Origin of the sequence: Sphingobacterium sp. BIGb0116 (assembly GCF_024808035.1) — a bacterium.
In the GTDB taxonomy this organism is placed as follows: Bacteria; Bacteroidota; Bacteroidia; order Sphingobacteriales; family Sphingobacteriaceae; genus Sphingobacterium; species Sphingobacterium paramultivorum.
The window spans coordinates 186,913-204,056 of sequence record NZ_JANUDT010000009.1; the positions used below are offsets into that span (position 1 = coordinate 186,913).

Below are 17,144 nucleotides of genomic sequence, written 5' to 3' on the forward strand. Positions count from 1 at the left end.
ATGATCATCTTAAAAGGTGCTTAAATAATTGTTCGGGATAGTGAGTAGCATCGATTATCGTATATGCAGTACCGGGCCAGGCGCGTTTTTGATTCTCTAAGTTGAAGATTCGATCTTCTTTGCCTATATATATCTGATGCCATTGGAATGCAGCTGCTGATTTTGCACCAGCTGTTTTTTCAATCGCGATGAGCTCTGAACGGAGGTCTTCGATGTCGCGTTGGGGGGCTCTTTCAAGAAAGTAGTTAAAAAGGGCCTTGGAACCACACATGCGTAATCTGAATTTTTCCAACGTTTTATTGCTCAGTGTATCCAATGTTCCTTTAAATAACTGGCTAGGAATTCCTTTTTCGTCATCTATTGGAAATGGTGTTCCATTGATTGCAGTGCATGTGCTGATGGGGTAATTGCTGTTTTGAAGTTCGGGCAGTACCATTGATGCTGCCCATACCCCCATAGACCAGGCGAAAACCTCAATTTCCTGGTAGCCTGCCAGTAGACTTTTGTCCAACAGTAAATCCGCATAACTATGGGCAACAATAAGATCTTTGCCGACTGGGGAATAGTGCAAGAAAGGGTGTTCATCCATTCCCCAGCCTGCAAAGAATAACAGTAGTTTTTCGTTGGATTTTGCCTGAAGATGCCGCTCTGGCAAATTATCCGCCGGAGTGACTCTTTTAGGAGCGATTCTTTTAAGTATCATAAGCTTGTTGCAAGTTGTTCGATCATGGACGATGTCATTGTTGCTGTCAATGAAATTCGGATTCTTGATGTTCCTTCTGGTACTGTGGGCGGGCGTATGGGAAGCACGTAAAATCCCTTTCGCTGCAGTTCTTCTGCTTTCAGTACCGTTTCCTTGTTATTACCGATAATGACTGGTAGAATATGACTCTCTGACGGACAATTAAAGCCTTTGGCAATTATTTGCTGTTTGAGCAATAGGCTATTTTTGTGCAGCTGTTGGCGCCGGTCTGTAAAGTCACTTAAGCGTTCCAAAACAAACACAGTCCATAATAGATTGATCGGTGGCAGCGCTGTTGTAAAAAGTAGTGTACGTGCCTTATTGATCAAATAATTCCGGATTGGTTCCTTACATAGCAGGTAGCCACCAACCGATGCTAAAGCTTTTCCGAAGGTGCCTGTCAGGAAATCAATATCGGCAATACATTGCTGTTCTTCTGCGCAGCCAAGTCCCTGTATTCCGCGTACGCCTACGGCGTGAGCTTCATCGACATAAAGTAAGGTATTGGGGAAACGTTGTTTTAGACTGACCAGATAGTTGAGGTCCGTGCAATCACCATCCATGCTAAAAATACTTTCTGTAACGATGATGACGCATGTGAAGCGATGGGCATATTTTGTCAATAATTGCGTTAAGTGCGTATAATCGGAATGCCGATACCTGTAGCAGGTCGCATTGGATAGTCGGATGCCATCAATTAGGCTTGCGTGGACACCCTTATCGGCGAGAATTAATGTCTTTGTATCACAAACTGCAGGAAGTATGCCTGCATTCATGTGGTAGCCGCTGTTAAAGACCAATGCACTTTCCATACCGAACATTCGGCACAGCTTTGTTTCCAATTGCGTATAGCGTGCATGGTTTCCTGTGAGTAGACGCGAAGAGGAGGCGCTGAATACAGCATTATCCTTTGTCACCGAGTTTAGGAATTCTTGACGAAGTATCTGATCTGTCGCAAGTCCAAGATAATCGTTAGACGAGAGGTTGTAACGCTCTTTAACATGCTCCTTTCCTGTGTTATCCTGTTGTGTGATAAGGGGAAGTTTTCGTTTATTCCCTTGTTTTTCAAGGGCAAATAATTCATCTTCAATGCGCTGGATTAGACTGTTTTCAATCATTGGACTGTGCTGATTACGGTTAGCAATGCCTGTGTTAACTTGTGAAGCTCACCTTCATTTATGATAAAAGGGGGCATGATATAAATCAGTTTTCCGAATGGCCTTACCCAAATTCCCTCTTCGATAAACCGCTGTTGTATGCTGGAGAGATCGACGGAGTTTTTCATCTCGATGACTGCAATTGCACCTAGAATTCTGAGCTCCTCGACTTGGGGCAGCGCTGTTGCAGCGCTAAGTTCCCGTCTCAATTGTTCTTCGATTAACGTTACTTTCGCTTTCCAGTCCGTTGCCAATAGTAATTTGATGGAAGCGTGGGCTACTGCGCAAGCCAAGGGGTTGGCCATAAAAGTTGGCCCGTGCATAAACGTACCTGGTGTACCGTTGGAGATTGTATTCGCAACATGATCTGAGGTGATCACGGCGGATAGCGTCATATAGCCACCGGTCAAGGCTTTGCCGATACACATGATATCGGGCACTATTCCGGCATGCTCCCAGGCAAAGAGCTTGCCCGTGCGCCCAAATCCGGTAGCAATCTCATCAAAGATTAAAAGAAGTTGATTTTCTTTGCAGAGATGTGCTGCCTGACGCAAGTACTCCGGATGGTAAAAACGCATGCCACCGGCTCCTTGGACGATAGGTTCAAGGATGAGAGCGGCCAATTCATCCTTGTGTGAGCAGATCAGGTCTGCCAAGGGTTGGATGTCATTGGCATCCCATTCTTGCTCAAACCCTATTTTTGGGGCAGAGGCGAAATAGCGTTTGGGTAAAGCATTGTCAAAGATGCGGTGCATGCCAGTAATGGGATCACAGACCGACATCGCGTTCCAGGTATCGCCATGGTACCCCGAACGAATCGTGACAAAGTTTGTCTTATTGGTCTTTTTTTGTGAGACCCAGTATTGAATAGCCATTTTAAGCGCAACTTCTACCGCGACAGAACCCGAATCGGCATAAAATATTTTGTTGAGTGAAGTGGGGGTGATGTCAAGCAGTATTTTACCGAGAGCAATTGCTGGTTCGTGCGTAAGTCCACCAAACATCATGTGTGACATGCTACTGAGCTGTGCTGTGACCGCAGCGTTAAGGACGGGGTGATTGTAGCCATGGATGGCGCACCACCAGGAGGACATACCATCTATAAGCTGCTGTCCATTTTCCAACTCGATTATACAACCATCTGCCCGTTTAACCTTGTAGGCCGGTAAGGGATTTGTCATGGTGGTATACGGATGCCATAGATGCTCTTTATCAAAATCATCGATAAGGTTGTGTTGATTGATTTCTTCTCTTTCCATGATGGTCTGCCGAATTAGTTCTGTTATTTGTTTTGCTGCTGTTATTTGTTTTGCTGCTTAGCGATGTTGCGCTGGATTTTATGTTCGGGTCTTGACCATTTTGGTCTTTCACCAAGATCATGGTAATGCGCCATCTCAGTTTCGATGGTTTCGGGTTGATTTCTTTTCTCGAATGGCTGTTGTGGCACCAAACCTAATGTTTGAAACATGTCCATGTCTTCATTGACGTCGGGATTGGGCGTGGTGAGGAGTTTGTCGCCTGAGAAAATCGAATTTGCTCCCGCGAAAAAACATAAAGCTTGCCCCTCTGTACTCATGTTGGTACGTCCTGCAGAAAGGCGAACTTGTGTGGTGGGCAATAAAATTCGCGCTGTAGCGACCATGCGTACCATTTCCCATATCGAAACTGTTTCCATGACTTCCATTGGAGTACCGCTTACAGGAACGAGCGCATTGATCGGTACCGATTCGGGTTGTGGAATGAGGGAAGCAAGTGTGATCAACATCGCGGCACGGTCGTCTATACTTTCTCCCATCCCAATAATACCACCACTACATACAGTTATGTTTGTTTTACGGACATTTTCGATCGTTTGAAGGCGATCATCATAGCTTCTGGTCGAGATAATTTCCTTATAGTAATCGGCAGAGGAATCGAGGTTGTGGTTGTAGGCGTATAGTCCAGCTTCTGAAAGGCGTTGTGCTTGGTTTTCGGTCAGCATTCCTAGCGTGCAGCAGACTTCCATGTCAAGTCTATTCAGTGTTCGGACCATATCAAGTACATGGTCAAACTCAGGGCCATCTTTAACATTGCGCCAGGCGGCCCCCATACAGATCCTTGAGCTACCTCCGGCTTTGGCCGCCAGTGCCTGCTCTTTTACCTGCTCTACACTCATTAAGCCTTCCGATTTTACATTCGTATGGTAACGTGCGGCCTGGGGACAATAGGCGCAGTCTTCGGGGCACCCACCTGTTTTTATTGATATCAATGTGGATACTTGTACTTTGTTGGGGTCGTGATATTTCCGATGTATCGATGCCGCTTCATAAAGAAGGTCCATCATTGGTTTGTTGTATAAAGCAACAACTTCTTCCTGCGTCCATTTTGGTTTTGTTTCCATATTATTGCTAAGTTTTTATACTAAAATCAAGTCTATTTTGCTTAATGACCATTCGGATTTCGTAATTCAATGCGATTATTTTTTCATGATGATTGCAAAGATTATAGTTTAAATGATAACTTTGGTAGTCCGAAATAAACATAATGAGTAGTCCGGTTAGTATAGGTTTTCATTCCATTATTAAGATAGATCGCCGTAAGGAAGATGCCATCTATCTACAGATCGTTTATCAATTTATCAATGCCGTCAAGCGAAATCTATTGGAAGATGGAGATCTTTTGCCCGGAAGCCGGAAGATTGCTGAAGAGCTGAGCGTGCACCGAAAAACCATTGTAGCCGCTTTAGCGGAATTGCAGGAACAGGGCTGGGTGAAAATTTCACCTAATCGTGGGACTTTTGTGAAAAATCCCGAGCTTATCGGTACGTCCGGGTCGGCGATTGAAGCATTTAGACAGCCACCTGATTTTGCGCCTTACTTTTTTAGAAAGGAACTCATATTGGATATGCCTATTTCAGAGGTTCCCGAAAGGTACTATTTTACGGACGGAACACCTGATTATAATGTCATTGGAGCGGAGGAACTGGTGCGTTTTTATGCATCCATGGTGAAACGGAAAAAGAAAAGTGATGATTTTCCGACGACGACTGAAGGAAATTTGTTTTTTAGGGATCAGTTAAGCTATTATCTGAATTTAACAAGAGGGTTTCATCTTTCCCGGAATTTCTTGTTGCCGATTTCCAGCCGCGAGCAGATTTTTTCAATTTTATCCCGATTATTGATCCGGCCCGACGATATTGTATTGGTAGAAAATTTAAGTTATTTTTTACCTAACATGATCTTTAATCAAGCTGGGGCCAAGCTAAAAACCATTCCGGTAGATGCGGAGGGGATGATTGTAGATAAAATCGGAGATCAATTTAGACCCGGAGAAATCAGGTGTGTTTACCTCAATACCAGGTGTCAGTATCCAACGACGGTTAATCTTTCCGAGCGAAGGAAAATTCAACTGTTACAGTTGGCCGAGCAATATAACTTTATCATTATTGAGGATGATGTGGATTTTGAGTCTTCCTTTTTTAAGGAGAAAGGTGAATCACTTTTCCGGAAAAATGGCGGTAACCGCGTGATTTATACAGGTGCTTTCGGTAGTTTCTTTGACCCTGGTTTCCAAATGAATTTTTTGATCGCACCTCAGGATCTGTTGGAAGAGGGAAAAAAGTATTTGAACATCTTCGGAAAGCCGAATTTTATGATCGAGAAGACATTGGGTGAGATTATCCACCAGGGTGATATCTTTCGGTATCAGCGTAAATTTCAGAAAACAATTGCAGATCGAAAAGAATTGTTTGCACAATTGCTGTTACGGCATTTTGAAGATAAAATCAGGTTTGAAGTCCCGGCTTCGGGACTGGCTTTTTGGATACAGTTTAATACAGTTGTTTCGCTGACAGCCTTGCAGGAGAAAGTGCGGTCGCAAGGATTGTTGTTGCCGAGTAATTGCCTTTATCAAAATAAAACGGTCACTGCATTGCGGTTGGGGTTTGCTCATCTTGACGAACAAAGTATGGTGGCGGCACTTTTTTTGTTGCGTGCAGCTTATGCTGATTTGGTCGAAAAAATCGACTAGCTGCTTTGCAGTATATGGGTCAATTTGTTTTTGGCTTTTTGGTGGGGACCACAGAAATCCACAAAGTATGTGTGCTGCCATTGTTTACTTTTGGTAGCCTGTTTGTTCGTTGGCATGCTCCAATCTGGATAAATACGGAATCCGCGTTTGCCCATTTGAGAACCCGCTGTGAGGATTGTATGTTCAACTAACGCCTGTTTTGGAAAGACAAATAGGCCGAAATGCTGACCCTGTTCAACCGAAATAAGGTAATAATCGAAATGATCATCTGCAGTAAAAGGTATGGTCTGGCCATCGGTGTCACGTTTCCAGAGTGCAACGAATAATCCTACTTTTTTTGGTGTTATCTTGGCCTTTCTAAATTTGAAGTGTTTGTTGCCCAGTTGAAAATTAACACCATAATAGGCCCTACCTGTTTGATCTTGTGATAGGTTAGAGCAATGGAGCATAAGTATGCTTTCGAGTTGATCTATCACTTTCCTGATCATATCATCAGCGATCTGTGGGGTTGCCTGATCGTTAAGATTCATGTTGGGGGGTATAGATTAACTGAACAACTCCCGATTTGAATGTGACGCTTTGAACAAGTTTTAGGGATAGTCGTTCAGGTAAGTTTTCGAATAAAGGCTTGCCACTTCCCAGGGCAATAGGGTGAACAGAAATGCGATAGACGTCAACAAGGTTAGCCTGAATGAATGTTTTAATTAGACGCGCTCCACCGTATAGCCAAATATCCTTTCCGGGCTGTGCTTTTATTTCCTGAACTTGTTTAGTGATCTCAGTCTGGATGAAAGTAGCGTTTTCATCTTGCCTTGCCTGACTAGAAAAAACATATTTTTTCTTCGCATGGACATTTTTCCAAAGATTTATTTCTGTTTCATCGGCCGTAGCGTGCGGCTGGAAATTACCCCAGGCATCATAGCTCACGCGGCCATAAAAGATGGTATCGATCGAAGCCAAAAAGCCATCGAAATCCATGTCATCATCCATAATGCACCAGTCAACCTCTCCCTGTGAACCCTCAATAAAGCCATCTAGGGTCATGGCCAGATCCAATATTATCTTTCTCATGTTATTTGCTTTAAACCTGTTGCTTGTATTTCCGTAAAATAGGAGCTGGGTTAGCTCAATATCGGATTGTCAGGATAACATAAAGATAGGGAAATAATAAGTTTTGGCCAAATTGGTGAAGAACGGAGCAAAGAAAAAGCCCAGCAAAGAATGTCTGGGCTTTGAGATTATATAAGGGGAATAATACTTGCTAAAAAAGTGAAGACCTAGTCTTCATCGGTGATAATATCATCACCATCCAATTCGAAACCTTCACCAAGGAAGGTATTCTCTAGTTCGAATAAATCTGAATCTTTAATCATTTTACTATTTTTTTGATATTCAAAGTTATCACCCTTATTTAAGCTAATCGTCAACATAAAATGAAATTTGTGTTAAGCGATATTGTTATATTTTTTTGAGTACAACATCTAATTTTTCTGCCTGGATGATTCGGCTGAAAAACTCTTTTAAATCAAAATACTCTTCCGGCATAAACAGGGGTTTGTTTAATTGTGTTGCAGATTCTATTATCAGAACGTCCGGTGTTGTATTATTGATTTTGAAAATATAGCGGGCCGCACGTTCAGGAAGAGCCATACTGATATTTTTTAACTTTCCTTCCGTTGGATATGCATAGCCTTTTGGTAGTTTGATTTCAATGTAGCATTCTTCTTGGACTAAAGAACCAAAGTCGATTGGATAATTCCGTTCCGTTAGGTTGAAGGGGTTCTTGGATATTTTGGTGTCAATATAAGGATTGAATAGAAGTTGGTCATTTTGTAGGGTTGCAAAATTCTTAATCTCAATTTCAAACTCCTCCGTTAGTGGTTTGTCAAGAGATTCCCGATTCGATACTTTAAAACTGTTGATTTTGATGCGATTGTTTTCTTCATCTATTTTTTCATAGAATTCTTCTTCAGAATTACTTCCTTGAAGGCGCTCACGCATTTTGGAAGCGCCATAACCGTTACGTGAGGTAATCCATTTTCCTTTTAATGCACCATCTTCCGACAGTTCACCATAGAAGAAATTACTATAACTAGATGAAAGATTTGCCTCGAGTTTTATCCAGTCAGATTCGCCTTCGAGGGGAATTGATCTTCCCTGAAAATTGACACATTTCATCGGGATATTTCCAAACATCTCATAGGGAGAGGTCGCATCCAGCAGGTAGTAGTTTTCACCTATTTTTACCCGGGCAATGACGTGATTGAACTCTGATATGGCTGGTGCATAGAGCCCTGCATAGCCATTTTCACGTGTCGATAAAATAACAGGGATGGCATCTAGTTTCGCATAACGTAAGGCATTGACCAGTCCGAGGTTAATATCGGCGCTATTGCCTGTTCTCTTTTCGATGGCTTCTTTGATATTTTTTGCGTAGATCGAATGGCGGTTATTCCATTTTATTTGTTTCTGAAAATATGTATACAGCCGTACCGCTTTTTCTAGATCATCTTTTGAATCCTGCAAGACGGGTTCAATGAACTCCTTCAATGCCGTTTTTCGCTTTACTTGTCCACCAAAACTTTCGTCCTGTACGAGTTTATCTCTGACATTTTCCCACGTGAGCGAGAAGTCTTTTGTTGGTCCCATTGGAACGCTATATCTGCCGAGTTCGAAGAAGATAATTGACCTGAAATTTTTGGACGAGGTCATGTAATCTTCGGTATGGAAAGCCGGGATATTTTCCATCGTGTAGGTAGTTTTACTACCTAAGACTTCTCCAACTTGAGAGTTTAGCCCCGTGTTGTAATTTTCTACCTTCCTGTCGCTGACAGCAAGTCCACCTTTTAAATTGGCTTTATAATGGCAGATCTCGGGAATACGCGTGACGTATTGGCTATAAAGTTTCGGAAGATCTTCCTGAAATTCCCAAGCATTTAGGTTAAAGATAAATGGGGATTCCGTACGGTAGCGGTATTCGATAATTGTACCTTCCTGAACTTGTGGTATAGCCGCTTTCGTTACCGCATAGTTTTCAGAGGCGTTTTCGTTAAAAATATTTGCTTTGGTCATCTCTGTTTCTACGACCTTATCACCGACGAGGTGATAGGATGCTCCCTTGATATCCATAAGGACTTCCCGGTCGTTCCCACTTTTATATAAAGGGATGCTGAAATTAGCGTAACTATAGGCTTCTTTATTTAAAATTTTAATGCGAACATGTTTGAAAAATTCAACGACTAAACCTTTATTCTTGTTGTAACTTACTTCGGCTGATCCATATTCACGTAAGACAAAGGCATTTGCTGCTGTATCTATTTTGTCAACAGTAATGGCAAAATCTTCCTTTTTTATTTTACCGAACGAAAAATCTTGCGCTTGTAGGTATATACCACTAAGCAGGAGGAGGCCAGTGAAAAAACTTTTCATAAAAAATGACTGTATGGTTAAGAATTATAACACTAAAGTATGAAATAATTTTAAATCCAAACCCTTATAAATTAAATTGATTGAAAAGATAAATGGATCGATAAATTTCGACTGCTTATTTGTCTCGATAGCGAGATAAACTTGTGTTGTCGTTTGATGAGATGCGCACAGATAGCGTACTTACAAGGTGAATTCGAAGCTTAACGTGACATAGCGGTAGTCTTCCCCTTTCCATTTTGGTCCCGAAAGTAGGATTTCTTTGGCTTTGGCATCGAGGTAATCATTTGCACTTTGGAGCACACTGATATTTGTTGGGAATCCATCTTTATCGATATAGAAGCTTAAACGGACAGTGCCCTCATAACGGCTTTTAGCTGTTTTTTTCTTGATATAATTGTTGAACGATCTCCAGCCCCAGATCGGTTCGGCACTTTTTGATTTGCGTGAAGACATCGTGGTGACGACGACTTCATCAAGTGTGGCGCCGGAAGGTTGCAGTTTGATCGTCGTATTTTTGCTGCGACGCATATTCAATGCAACCGAGTTGTAGCCTAGAGCCATGATGTCGACGAGTGAATCTATTGTACTGGGCTGGATGGTTGCTTGTCCCTGTGCGTCGGTATTCGTAGCAAACTTGCTATTGGGTTGAATGATTGTCACTCCCGAAATAGGCAAGCCTGTCTCTTTGTCCCGAATCGTAAGTTGTAGCGGTGTACCTTGTTGTTGTGGGATCGAAATACCTGGAGCTCTGCCTGCAAGTGTATTGTTTAAACTTGAGGTTCCCCGAATCATAATCGTTTGGGAAGCATCTTTTTTCTTTGCCATTGGCGCATAACCGATAACAATTGTACTGTCTGTAGGTCTTAATCCAAATACAGGGCGATCATTATTGAGATCTTCCTTCATTTCTTCCAATGATTTTACACGTAGGGAGGGTTCCCGCGATAAAACGGTTACCTCTTCCAGTGGATGCTGTTCATGAAGCCGCGGTCTGTTATTATCTGCTAATTGTGGCGAATGATCTTGAGATCCTATTTTTGAAGCGATATCATCTGAAGGAATGATAGAATCTGCTGCTGTAATCTTTGTTTTGGGTTTTTCCTGCGTAATACTTACTTCAGCGGTACGCTTCTCTTCGGATGAATTTTTGTCCTGTTGACGGTAAAGAAGGAGACAAACCCCCAACACGATCACTGCTGCTGCGGCGATGCTAAGTCTCTTCCAATCAAAGACCTTTATTTTAGCGGAATTGTCTTTTTCAATACGTTGCGCAATTTGGTTGTTGATTGTTGTAATTACGGTTTTATTCTGATCCATTTCAATACCTATAAGAATATCCGCCAACATGGGGTCACGTTGCGCCTCCCGTTCAATAGCATACATCTCCGTAGGAGATAGTTCGCCGTTGACGTATTTCTTTAAGTATGCTATGTCGTAATTACTGTTGCTCATTCCAAGCCTCCATGCAATTTTTTAAATTCCGTTTTCCATTCTGAATATAGCTTTTTACTTCGTTCAAGCTATAACCGGTAGATTCACTAATCTCTTTGTAACATTTTTCCTCCAAAAAGAAGAGTCTAACCGACTGTTGCTGCTTGTCGGGCAATTTTCCCAGACAGCCTTCCATGGCTGTTAGCTGTTCTTCTTTTTCATCATATTGTTCATACTGATGCATGTCTCCCGGAAATTTCACAAATTCATCCAAAGAAATTTGAGTTTTGTTCTTTTGAGACCTTAAATACATCAGACAATGGTTCTTGCTTAATACATAAAGCCATCTTGGGAAGTCCTTGATTTCTTGTTTGTTGACTTTGTATATTAATTCTTCAAAGATATTCATGACAGCATCTTTACTCAATTCGGAATCTTGGAGATACCGTAAGCAAACATAGTATACCATCTCCGTATGTCGTTGGTATAGATCACCCAATACCTGGAGCTCCATAGACTCCTGGTAGTGCAGCAAGAGCTCGTGGTCTTGTGCTGTATCTATTTTTGACGACTTGAATGCGAACATTTTATTGGTTAAAAATATTTTTTTTTTCTGGTTTATGGAAATTTAATATTTATGGCATCCCTTGGCAAAAATGTAAAAGATATGAGAGCAATACTTTTTGTAATAGGCTTGTTGCTATCCTTAGGTGGATATGCCAAGCAAGGATATGAGGTTAGGGGGAAGGTGGTCGATGCGAATACAGGAGTCGCCCTTGTGGGGGTACAGGTGAGCAATGCTGCAACCAAAGCACTTGTGCAGACCGATAACAAGGGAAACTATCGTATTCAAGCCCTTGATGGTAAAAACATCTTGATTTTTAGTTATATCGGATATCTTGAGCAACGGGTAGCGGTAAACCATCGGTCAAAGGTTGATGTGGCGTTGGTGCAGCAAAATAATGCGCTGGATGAAGTTGTGGTGACCGGATATGAGCGCAAGGCCAGGCGTCAGACGGCCTCGGTGATGAATGTTAATGCAGCTTTGTCTGGGCAAGTATCGGGTTTGTATATTAGAGGAACTGCGTATGTGCCTAATCAGAACCAAGAATCTTATCAAAAGTTGAAGGAAAATAACTTTATCAATCCACGTAAGGAGCCTTTATCGACGTTTGCAGCTGATGTTGATGCTGCTTCCTATAGTAATGTACGTCGATTTATCAATTCGGGAACATTACCTGAAAAAGACGCGGTACGGGTTGAAGAGATGATCAATTACTTTCAGTATCAAGTGGCCGGACCTAAAAATGGTGAACCTGTAAATATCGTCACCGAATTGACGAAGGCACCCTGGAATACGACGCATCAGCTCATGCGCGTCACGTTAAAGGCGAAAGATATACCTACAGCGAATCTTAAAGCTTCCAATTTGGTGTTTTTGATCGATGTGTCGGGATCAATGATGGGACCGGGGCGTCTACCTTTGGTGAAAGCTTCGCTGAAGATGTTGGTCGATCAGCTTCGTGCTGTGGACCATGTAGCCATTGTGACCTATGCTGGATCGGCAGGGGTAAAACTGGAGAGTACGCCCGGTGATGAAAAGATGAAAATAAAATCGGCTATTGAGGAGCTGGAAGCCGGTGGAAGTACTGCTGGTGCTGCAGGAATTAAGAAGGCTTATGAAATTGCGAAGCAACAATTTATTAAAGGAGGAAACAACCGGATCATTTTGGCCAGTGACGGCGATTTCAATGTTGGGGAGAGTAGTGACGAATCGATGGAAGAATTAATTTCCAAAGAAAGTAAATCGGGGGTTTTCCTCACAGTATTGGGGTATGGCATGGGAAATCTGAAGGACAGTAAGATGGAAATCCTTGCCGACAAAGGGCATGGGAATTATGCCTATATAGACAATATTTCTGAGGCAAGAAAAGCGATGGTAACCGAATTTGGGGGAACTTTGTTTACCGTTGCTAAAGATGTCAAGATTCAGGTCGAATTTAATCCCAGTTATGTGCAGGCATACCGTTTAGTGGGATACGAAAATCGCTTGTTGGAGGCTGAGGATTTTAATAATGATCAAAAGATAGGTGGTGATATGGGGGTAGGACATGTGGTGACAGCCTTATATGAAATTGTACCTGTCGGTGTAGAGTCGGGGCTAATCGGAACGGTAGATCCCTTAAAATATCAGCAGCAAGCGGATCAGGCAGCTGGACGGAGAAATGCTGAACTGGCAACAGTTAAATTTCGGTATAAGGAGCCTGAAGGGGAGAAAAGCAAGTTGCAGCAAAAGGTGGTCGGAACTTCCGTGACGGAATTGAACAGTGTGAGTGAAGATTTACGATTCGTAACCGCGGTAGCGGAACTAGGTCTATTACTTCGTGATTCTGATTTTAAGCAAAAGGCCAATTTTGATCAGCTCATAGCGCGAGCAAAAGCTTCTAAAGGCAAAGATGAGGAAGGTTATCGTGCTGAATTTATCCGTATTGCAGAAAATGCCCGGGATTTATCGAGATTGAAAGAATAAATAAAAATGACTAAATAAGGATTTTCAGTAGCAGCAATCTAAATGCTGCTGCTGGAAATAGTTTAGTTTGTGGGACAATAGCCAAAAAAGTAAATAAAATCTATATTTTTAGATCATCAATAAAAGGAACGTATTTTGCTTCTGCTGATTGTCGTTACGTGATATTTGGTAAGTAAGTACAATCCGAGCGATACGTTGTTGCGGTATATGGAAATAAAAAATGCTAGATAAATGAAGAATTTTTTCTTGTGCTTTCTTTTGGCTATTGGTATTACAGTACCATCGGTAGCTCAAAATGCGAGCTTGAATAAACAACAGACCATGGCTTATATTAATAAGCTATATAAGGTTGCTTACCATTATAAGGATACAAAAATTGATACGGTGACGGTAGACGGGAAGGTGTTAACAGTCTTTCTTTCCAGTGGCCAGCATTTTCGAAGTGATATTGCCAAATCAGATGTACTTGTCATCGCAAGAGTAAAATCAGGTTATCAAATTCGATTTAAGTCCTCGCCAAGTACGGATGAAATTTTATGGGCAATCCAAACGGAAGAAGATGCCAAACATCTGAAAAATGCGTTGGAGCATCTGATTAAAATCGTAAAAACAGAAAAAAAGACAGATCCTTTTGGTAGTTAAGTCATATTAGGCGGGCTGATCAGAGGGGTAATAGAATGTTCGGCAAGGTATGAGCTTGCCGAACTGAATAGAGAAAGTAGTAGGGCTTGCACATGGATATGTGTTGAGGATTGCTGAGGGGGTAACCAAATGCCTACTAGATATAAAGACGATTGGCTTCATGGCCGAAATTGATGTGGCTGTTGAAACCATCGATTGTAAATCACATCGTTTATGCTAATTTAAGGTGTTTACATAAATTTAGGGTTAAAATGTTGTTATCTTATTGTAATTAAGTGTGTTGTGTTCTTATTTCCGAATGGTCTTATTTCTCCTGTTGATGAATTTATTTCCCTGGAGCACCTTTATCCTCTTTCCAATCTTATATTTCCGAGATAGCTGCTATTCATGCTTCGATTAGTCCCGTCAGCTGCAATAAAACCTAGATATAGATGATATGTATCACTTTGAGTTAGTTTCGGTATTTGAATAGATTCTTGTAAATCCATAATGTAATTATTAAGTAAAACACCTTGTGAAGCGTTTATTGGATTCTCAGGAATGAGGAGTACCAAGGTTCGGAAATCTGTCAGATCTTCATGCAAGAGTTTTTCGGAGTTTTTAAGTTCCCAAGTGATATGGATAGTTTCGTTCAACAATTGAAATGTTGCCTCTGTAATCTCTTCATCCAAACCTCGGCTTAGGGCAATCTTTTCATAATCGATATGAAAACCTTCATCGTCTTTTTGCATGGCATGGTGAAGGTTGTAGGACATCGCAGCATTATAAGCTGTCATATTCTTGGCGTAGGTTGAAAAGCCGAGCCGTATGACTTTCGTGTAAGGGCTTAAGAATTGTTGCATAAGTCCAAATTTGTTTCGATTGTTTACTTCCTTTTCAGAAAGTGCTCTTTTTTTATTTACTCTCGGAAGAGACCTGACGTAATTGATCTCTTTCCACTTACAAAAAACTACAGGTCCCACTCTGCCTGAAGGCGGACCATTTACACCCTGTGTTACATTTGCCATAATATCAAATTAAATGTGTAGGGCTACTAACACACAACGAATAGATAAGTTTAGTTTAATACATTGAATAATTGTAAATAGCATGTTACATAATAGGGAGCTAATAGGTGCTTAAGACGGCTTTATCCGAATGAGGTCCCTATAAGGTCCCTATAAAGTCCCTATCAAATCCCTTTTAGGGAATTATTTTTTGGGGTTGAGATCGCTTGTTGCTGCCGTAATGGTTTGCACAAAAAAAGCAGATCCGAGGAATGATCTGCTTTGAGTGATATGTATTAGAAGTTGGCTGCTACGTTAACATAGTAGTAAGGTAAATAGTGGGATCACATATTTTGGGCCCCGTTCATTTTGTTACAGCCTTCGGAAATATTTTTTATGGCCTATTATGGTTATTGGCAGGTGGGGGCATTCTACCTAACATGTTAGATGTCTGCGAAAAAATCCTTATTTTTACCGATAAAATCACATCGAATTGACACATCAGGAAAAGTCGAGCCAGATTAGGAGGGAAATAAATCTCTCCTATCAGCAGCTGAAAGGAATGTACCCCATCTTAAAAAGTCAGAACAGTATCGGAATGGCCATATTTGCACTAGCGATCCTGGGCATTGTTGTTGTATCGATAGCTTGGTCTCGCGCTCTTGTTCCGGCTTGGCTTATGATTGTCAGTAATGCCTTTTTTATGGGTGTTTTACATGAAATAGAACATGATCTGATTCATTGGCTTTATTTTAAAAGACAAAAAGTGGTTCATCATTTTATGCTTTTTAGTGTATGGATATTACGCCCACTGACTGTCAATCCCTGGATACGCAGGACCTTGCATCATCATCATCATAAATTTTCGGGTACCTTACATGATGTTGAGGAACGTAGTGTGACGAATGGCGAGCAGTGGTCTATCAAACGTTTGGTAACAACAGCCGATGTTGTATTGGGCGGGCTCTTTCGACTGCATCGGATGTTTAATGATATGGACAAAGAGGTGAAAAAAGGGAATCTAAAATTGGAGACTTCTTCAAAACTAAAACGGATTATGTTTTTAAGCATTGTTCCAGTGACGATTTTTGCACATGTGATCTTATATTTCTTCTTTGCAGACCTATTATTTGATTGGTTAAGAGTGGTGTTTGGGGTGAATTTGAGTTTTCCACACTATGTTGATAACATGTTGATAAGTCTACATTGGATCATTTATGTTATTCTATTACCAAACTTATTACGCCAATTCTGTTTACATTTTATTACGTCAAACATGCATTATTTTGGCGATGTCGAAGCTGGAAATGTTATTGAGCAGACGCAGGTATTGACAGTTTGGTGGACTTTTCCGATGCAATTGTTTTGTTTCTTTTTCGGGTGGACACATAGTATCCATCATTTTGTCGTCAATGAAACATTTTACGTACGTCATATCGGCCGTAAGAAGGCACAAGAAATCTTACGGAAGTATGGGGTTCGTTTTAATGATTTGGGAACATTTAGAAGGGCGAACCGTTTTCGAGAACTTTCCAACAAAGAGGTTTAGTACTTTTTGTTTACCTCTTTTTACGATAGGTTTTATAGTTACCGTGCTGCTGATAGACAAGGGCCCCCTCTTCACAGTAGTTTGATAGGTAAACAGAGAATTTGTTGCTTTGGCTTTTGTCCATACCCAATTGGATCAATACCTCCGAAACACGTCGTGATGAGTGGAAAAAATCCGAATGATAGACGAGGTCATCCAGTTTTTTGCTTAACGTGATTCTTTCCTGCGCATCGGGAGGTAGGGAGTAGGGAGAATTAAAGACAATATCATGCTGAAAAAATATCGTTGGTTGAATTTCTAGGCTACGACATAAGGTTAAAAAATTTGTGAGCGTTAAGTCTTTTCCCTTTTCTATGCCATTGAGTGTTCCTGTTGAAATGCCCGTCAGATGGGATAGATCCCGCAGTGAATAATATAGATCATTTCGTTTCGCGCGAAAACGTAAACCAATTGTTTCCAGTAATGCCTTGTCTTCATCCGTCATACAACGAATTGAATGACAATTTGCGCAAAATATAGTTTATTATTTTGTTAAAAAATTTGTGTTTATTGTTTTTTGTTTTATATTTGTTATAACAGATGTTTTTAATCGAGAATTGTTTCGTGAAAGTCTATGTTGGATCAAATATCGGATAGGAACGAATATTTATCGCGATTAATAAATAGACTC

General features: G+C 41.2%; 15 protein-coding genes. 4 read left to right on the forward strand and 11 right to left on the reverse strand.

Features of this window, described 5'->3' with window-relative positions:
• Positions 1–4: 4 nt before the first annotated feature.
• From M2419_RS20590 to bioB, 4 genes are read right to left on the reverse strand one after another with little or no spacing between them, the layout of a single operon-like run.
• The gene (locus M2419_RS20590) at positions 5–703 is read right to left on the reverse strand and encodes a DUF452 family protein (RefSeq protein WP_153846824.1); all 699 of its coding nucleotides are present in this window, start codon (positions 701–703) and stop codon (positions 5–7) included.
• Complete coding sequence (locus M2419_RS20595; protein ID WP_153846825.1) at positions 700–1,860, reverse strand: 8-amino-7-oxononanoate synthase; 1,161 nt, start codon at positions 1,858–1,860, stop codon at positions 700–702. The genes M2419_RS20590 and M2419_RS20595 overlap by 4 nt, the downstream gene beginning before the upstream one ends.
• Positions 1,857–3,158 (reverse strand): adenosylmethionine--8-amino-7-oxononanoate transaminase, encoded by a 1,302-nt coding sequence (gene bioA / locus M2419_RS20600; RefSeq protein WP_182330787.1) that lies wholly within the window; start codon positions 3,156–3,158, stop codon positions 1,857–1,859. Before bioA ends, M2419_RS20595 begins: the two co-directional genes overlap by 4 nt.
• A gap of 41 nt (positions 3,159–3,199) precedes the next feature.
• Entirely contained in the window at positions 3,200–4,279 is a 1,080-nt protein-coding gene (gene bioB, locus M2419_RS20605; protein WP_259255547.1) for a biotin synthase BioB, read from the reverse strand.
• Between the two features lie 143 nt (positions 4,280–4,422).
• Here bioB and M2419_RS20610 point away from each other — a divergent pair, with 143 nt between their 5' ends.
• Positions 4,423–5,907 (forward strand): PLP-dependent aminotransferase family protein, encoded by a 1,485-nt coding sequence (locus tag M2419_RS20610; protein WP_259255548.1) that lies wholly within the window; start codon positions 4,423–4,425, stop codon positions 5,905–5,907.
• Here the strand turns inward: M2419_RS20610 and M2419_RS20615 are convergent.
• From M2419_RS20615 to M2419_RS20635, 5 genes are all read right to left on the reverse strand, one after another.
• The gene (locus M2419_RS20615; protein ID WP_259255549.1) at positions 5,904–6,437 is read right to left on the reverse strand and encodes a MepB family protein; all 534 of its coding nucleotides are present in this window, start codon (positions 6,435–6,437) and stop codon (positions 5,904–5,906) included. The genes M2419_RS20610 and M2419_RS20615 overlap by 4 nt on opposite strands.
• Entirely contained in the window at positions 6,427–6,978 is a 552-nt protein-coding gene (locus tag M2419_RS20620; RefSeq protein ID WP_259255550.1) for a dihydrofolate reductase family protein, read from the reverse strand. The genes M2419_RS20615 and M2419_RS20620 overlap by 11 nt, the downstream gene beginning before the upstream one ends.
• A gap of 387 nt (positions 6,979–7,365) precedes the next feature.
• The gene (locus tag M2419_RS20625) at positions 7,366–9,336 is read right to left on the reverse strand and encodes a DUF3857 domain-containing protein (RefSeq protein WP_259255551.1); all 1,971 of its coding nucleotides are present in this window, start codon (positions 9,334–9,336) and stop codon (positions 7,366–7,368) included.
• Positions 9,337–9,516: 180 nt separating this feature from the next.
• Positions 9,517–10,788: a carboxypeptidase-like regulatory domain-containing protein gene (locus tag M2419_RS20630; RefSeq protein WP_259255552.1), complete on the reverse strand. Its 1,272-nt coding sequence runs from the start codon at positions 10,786–10,788 to the stop codon at positions 9,517–9,519.
• The gene (locus tag M2419_RS20635) at positions 10,775–11,353 is read right to left on the reverse strand and encodes an RNA polymerase sigma factor (protein ID WP_259255553.1); all 579 of its coding nucleotides are present in this window, start codon (positions 11,351–11,353) and stop codon (positions 10,775–10,777) included. Before M2419_RS20635 ends, M2419_RS20630 begins: the two co-directional genes overlap by 14 nt.
• Positions 11,354–11,434: 81 nt before the next feature.
• Between M2419_RS20635 and M2419_RS20640 the strand changes: the two genes are divergently transcribed.
• Together M2419_RS20640 and M2419_RS20645 are read left to right on the forward strand one after the other, a co-directional pair.
• The gene (locus M2419_RS20640; RefSeq protein ID WP_259255554.1) at positions 11,435–13,297 is read left to right on the forward strand and encodes a von Willebrand factor type A domain-containing protein; all 1,863 of its coding nucleotides are present in this window, start codon (positions 11,435–11,437) and stop codon (positions 13,295–13,297) included.
• A 231-nt stretch (positions 13,298–13,528) separates the two neighbouring features.
• Positions 13,529–13,939, forward strand: a complete 411-nt coding sequence (locus M2419_RS20645; RefSeq protein WP_259255555.1) for a hypothetical protein — start codon at positions 13,529–13,531, stop codon at positions 13,937–13,939.
• Between the two features lie 344 nt (positions 13,940–14,283).
• On the opposite strand, the gene M2419_RS20650 is transcribed toward M2419_RS20645, so the two are convergent.
• Positions 14,284–14,946, reverse strand: coding sequence for a DUF6266 family protein (locus tag M2419_RS20650; protein WP_259255556.1), 663 nt, complete (start codon positions 14,944–14,946; stop codon positions 14,284–14,286).
• 472 nt (positions 14,947–15,418) lie between these two features.
• Between M2419_RS20650 and M2419_RS20655 the strand changes: the two genes are divergently transcribed.
• Positions 15,419–16,474, forward strand: coding sequence for a fatty acid desaturase (locus M2419_RS20655; RefSeq protein WP_182984437.1), 1,056 nt, complete (start codon positions 15,419–15,421; stop codon positions 16,472–16,474).
• A 10-nt stretch (positions 16,475–16,484) separates the two neighbouring features.
• On the opposite strand, the gene M2419_RS20660 is transcribed toward M2419_RS20655, so the two are convergent.
• A complete protein-coding gene (locus tag M2419_RS20660) occupies positions 16,485–16,958 on the reverse strand; it encodes a helix-turn-helix domain-containing protein (protein WP_259255557.1) in 474 nt (157 codons plus the stop codon).
• Positions 16,959–17,144 lie beyond the last annotated feature (186 nt).

What these genes read in the sequence shown, in the direction of transcription:
- M2419_RS20590 (WP_153846824.1), bottom strand. Translation starts at nt 703, where the DNA reads ATGATACTTAAAAGAATCGCTCCTAAAAGAGTCACTCCGGCGGATAAT.
- M2419_RS20595 (WP_153846825.1), bottom strand. Translation starts at nt 1,860, where the DNA reads ATGATTGAAAACAGTCTAATCCAGCGCATTGAAGATGAATTATTTGCC.
- bioA (WP_182330787.1), bottom strand. Translation starts at nt 3,158, where the DNA reads ATGGAAAGAGAAGAAATCAATCAACACAACCTTATCGATGATTTTGAT.
- bioB (WP_259255547.1), bottom strand. Translation starts at nt 4,279, where the DNA reads ATGGAAACAAAACCAAAATGGACGCAGGAAGAAGTTGTTGCTTTATAC.
- M2419_RS20610 (WP_259255548.1), top strand. Translation starts at nt 4,423, where the DNA reads ATGAGTAGTCCGGTTAGTATAGGTTTTCATTCCATTATTAAGATAGAT.
- M2419_RS20615 (WP_259255549.1), bottom strand. Translation starts at nt 6,437, where the DNA reads ATGAATCTTAACGATCAGGCAACCCCACAGATCGCTGATGATATGATC.
- M2419_RS20620 (WP_259255550.1), bottom strand. Translation starts at nt 6,978, where the DNA reads ATGAGAAAGATAATATTGGATCTGGCCATGACCCTAGATGGCTTTATT.
- M2419_RS20625 (WP_259255551.1), bottom strand. Translation starts at nt 9,336, where the DNA reads ATGAAAAGTTTTTTCACTGGCCTCCTCCTGCTTAGTGGTATATACCTA.
- M2419_RS20630 (WP_259255552.1), bottom strand. Translation starts at nt 10,788, where the DNA reads ATGAGCAACAGTAATTACGACATAGCATACTTAAAGAAATACGTCAAC.
- M2419_RS20635 (WP_259255553.1), bottom strand. Translation starts at nt 11,353, where the DNA reads ATGTTCGCATTCAAGTCGTCAAAAATAGATACAGCACAAGACCACGAG.
- M2419_RS20640 (WP_259255554.1), top strand. Translation starts at nt 11,435, where the DNA reads ATGAGAGCAATACTTTTTGTAATAGGCTTGTTGCTATCCTTAGGTGGA.
- M2419_RS20645 (WP_259255555.1), top strand. Translation starts at nt 13,529, where the DNA reads ATGAAGAATTTTTTCTTGTGCTTTCTTTTGGCTATTGGTATTACAGTA.
- M2419_RS20650 (WP_259255556.1), bottom strand. Translation starts at nt 14,946, where the DNA reads ATGGCAAATGTAACACAGGGTGTAAATGGTCCGCCTTCAGGCAGAGTG.
- M2419_RS20660 (WP_259255557.1), bottom strand. Translation starts at nt 16,958, where the DNA reads ATGACGGATGAAGACAAGGCATTACTGGAAACAATTGGTTTACGTTTT.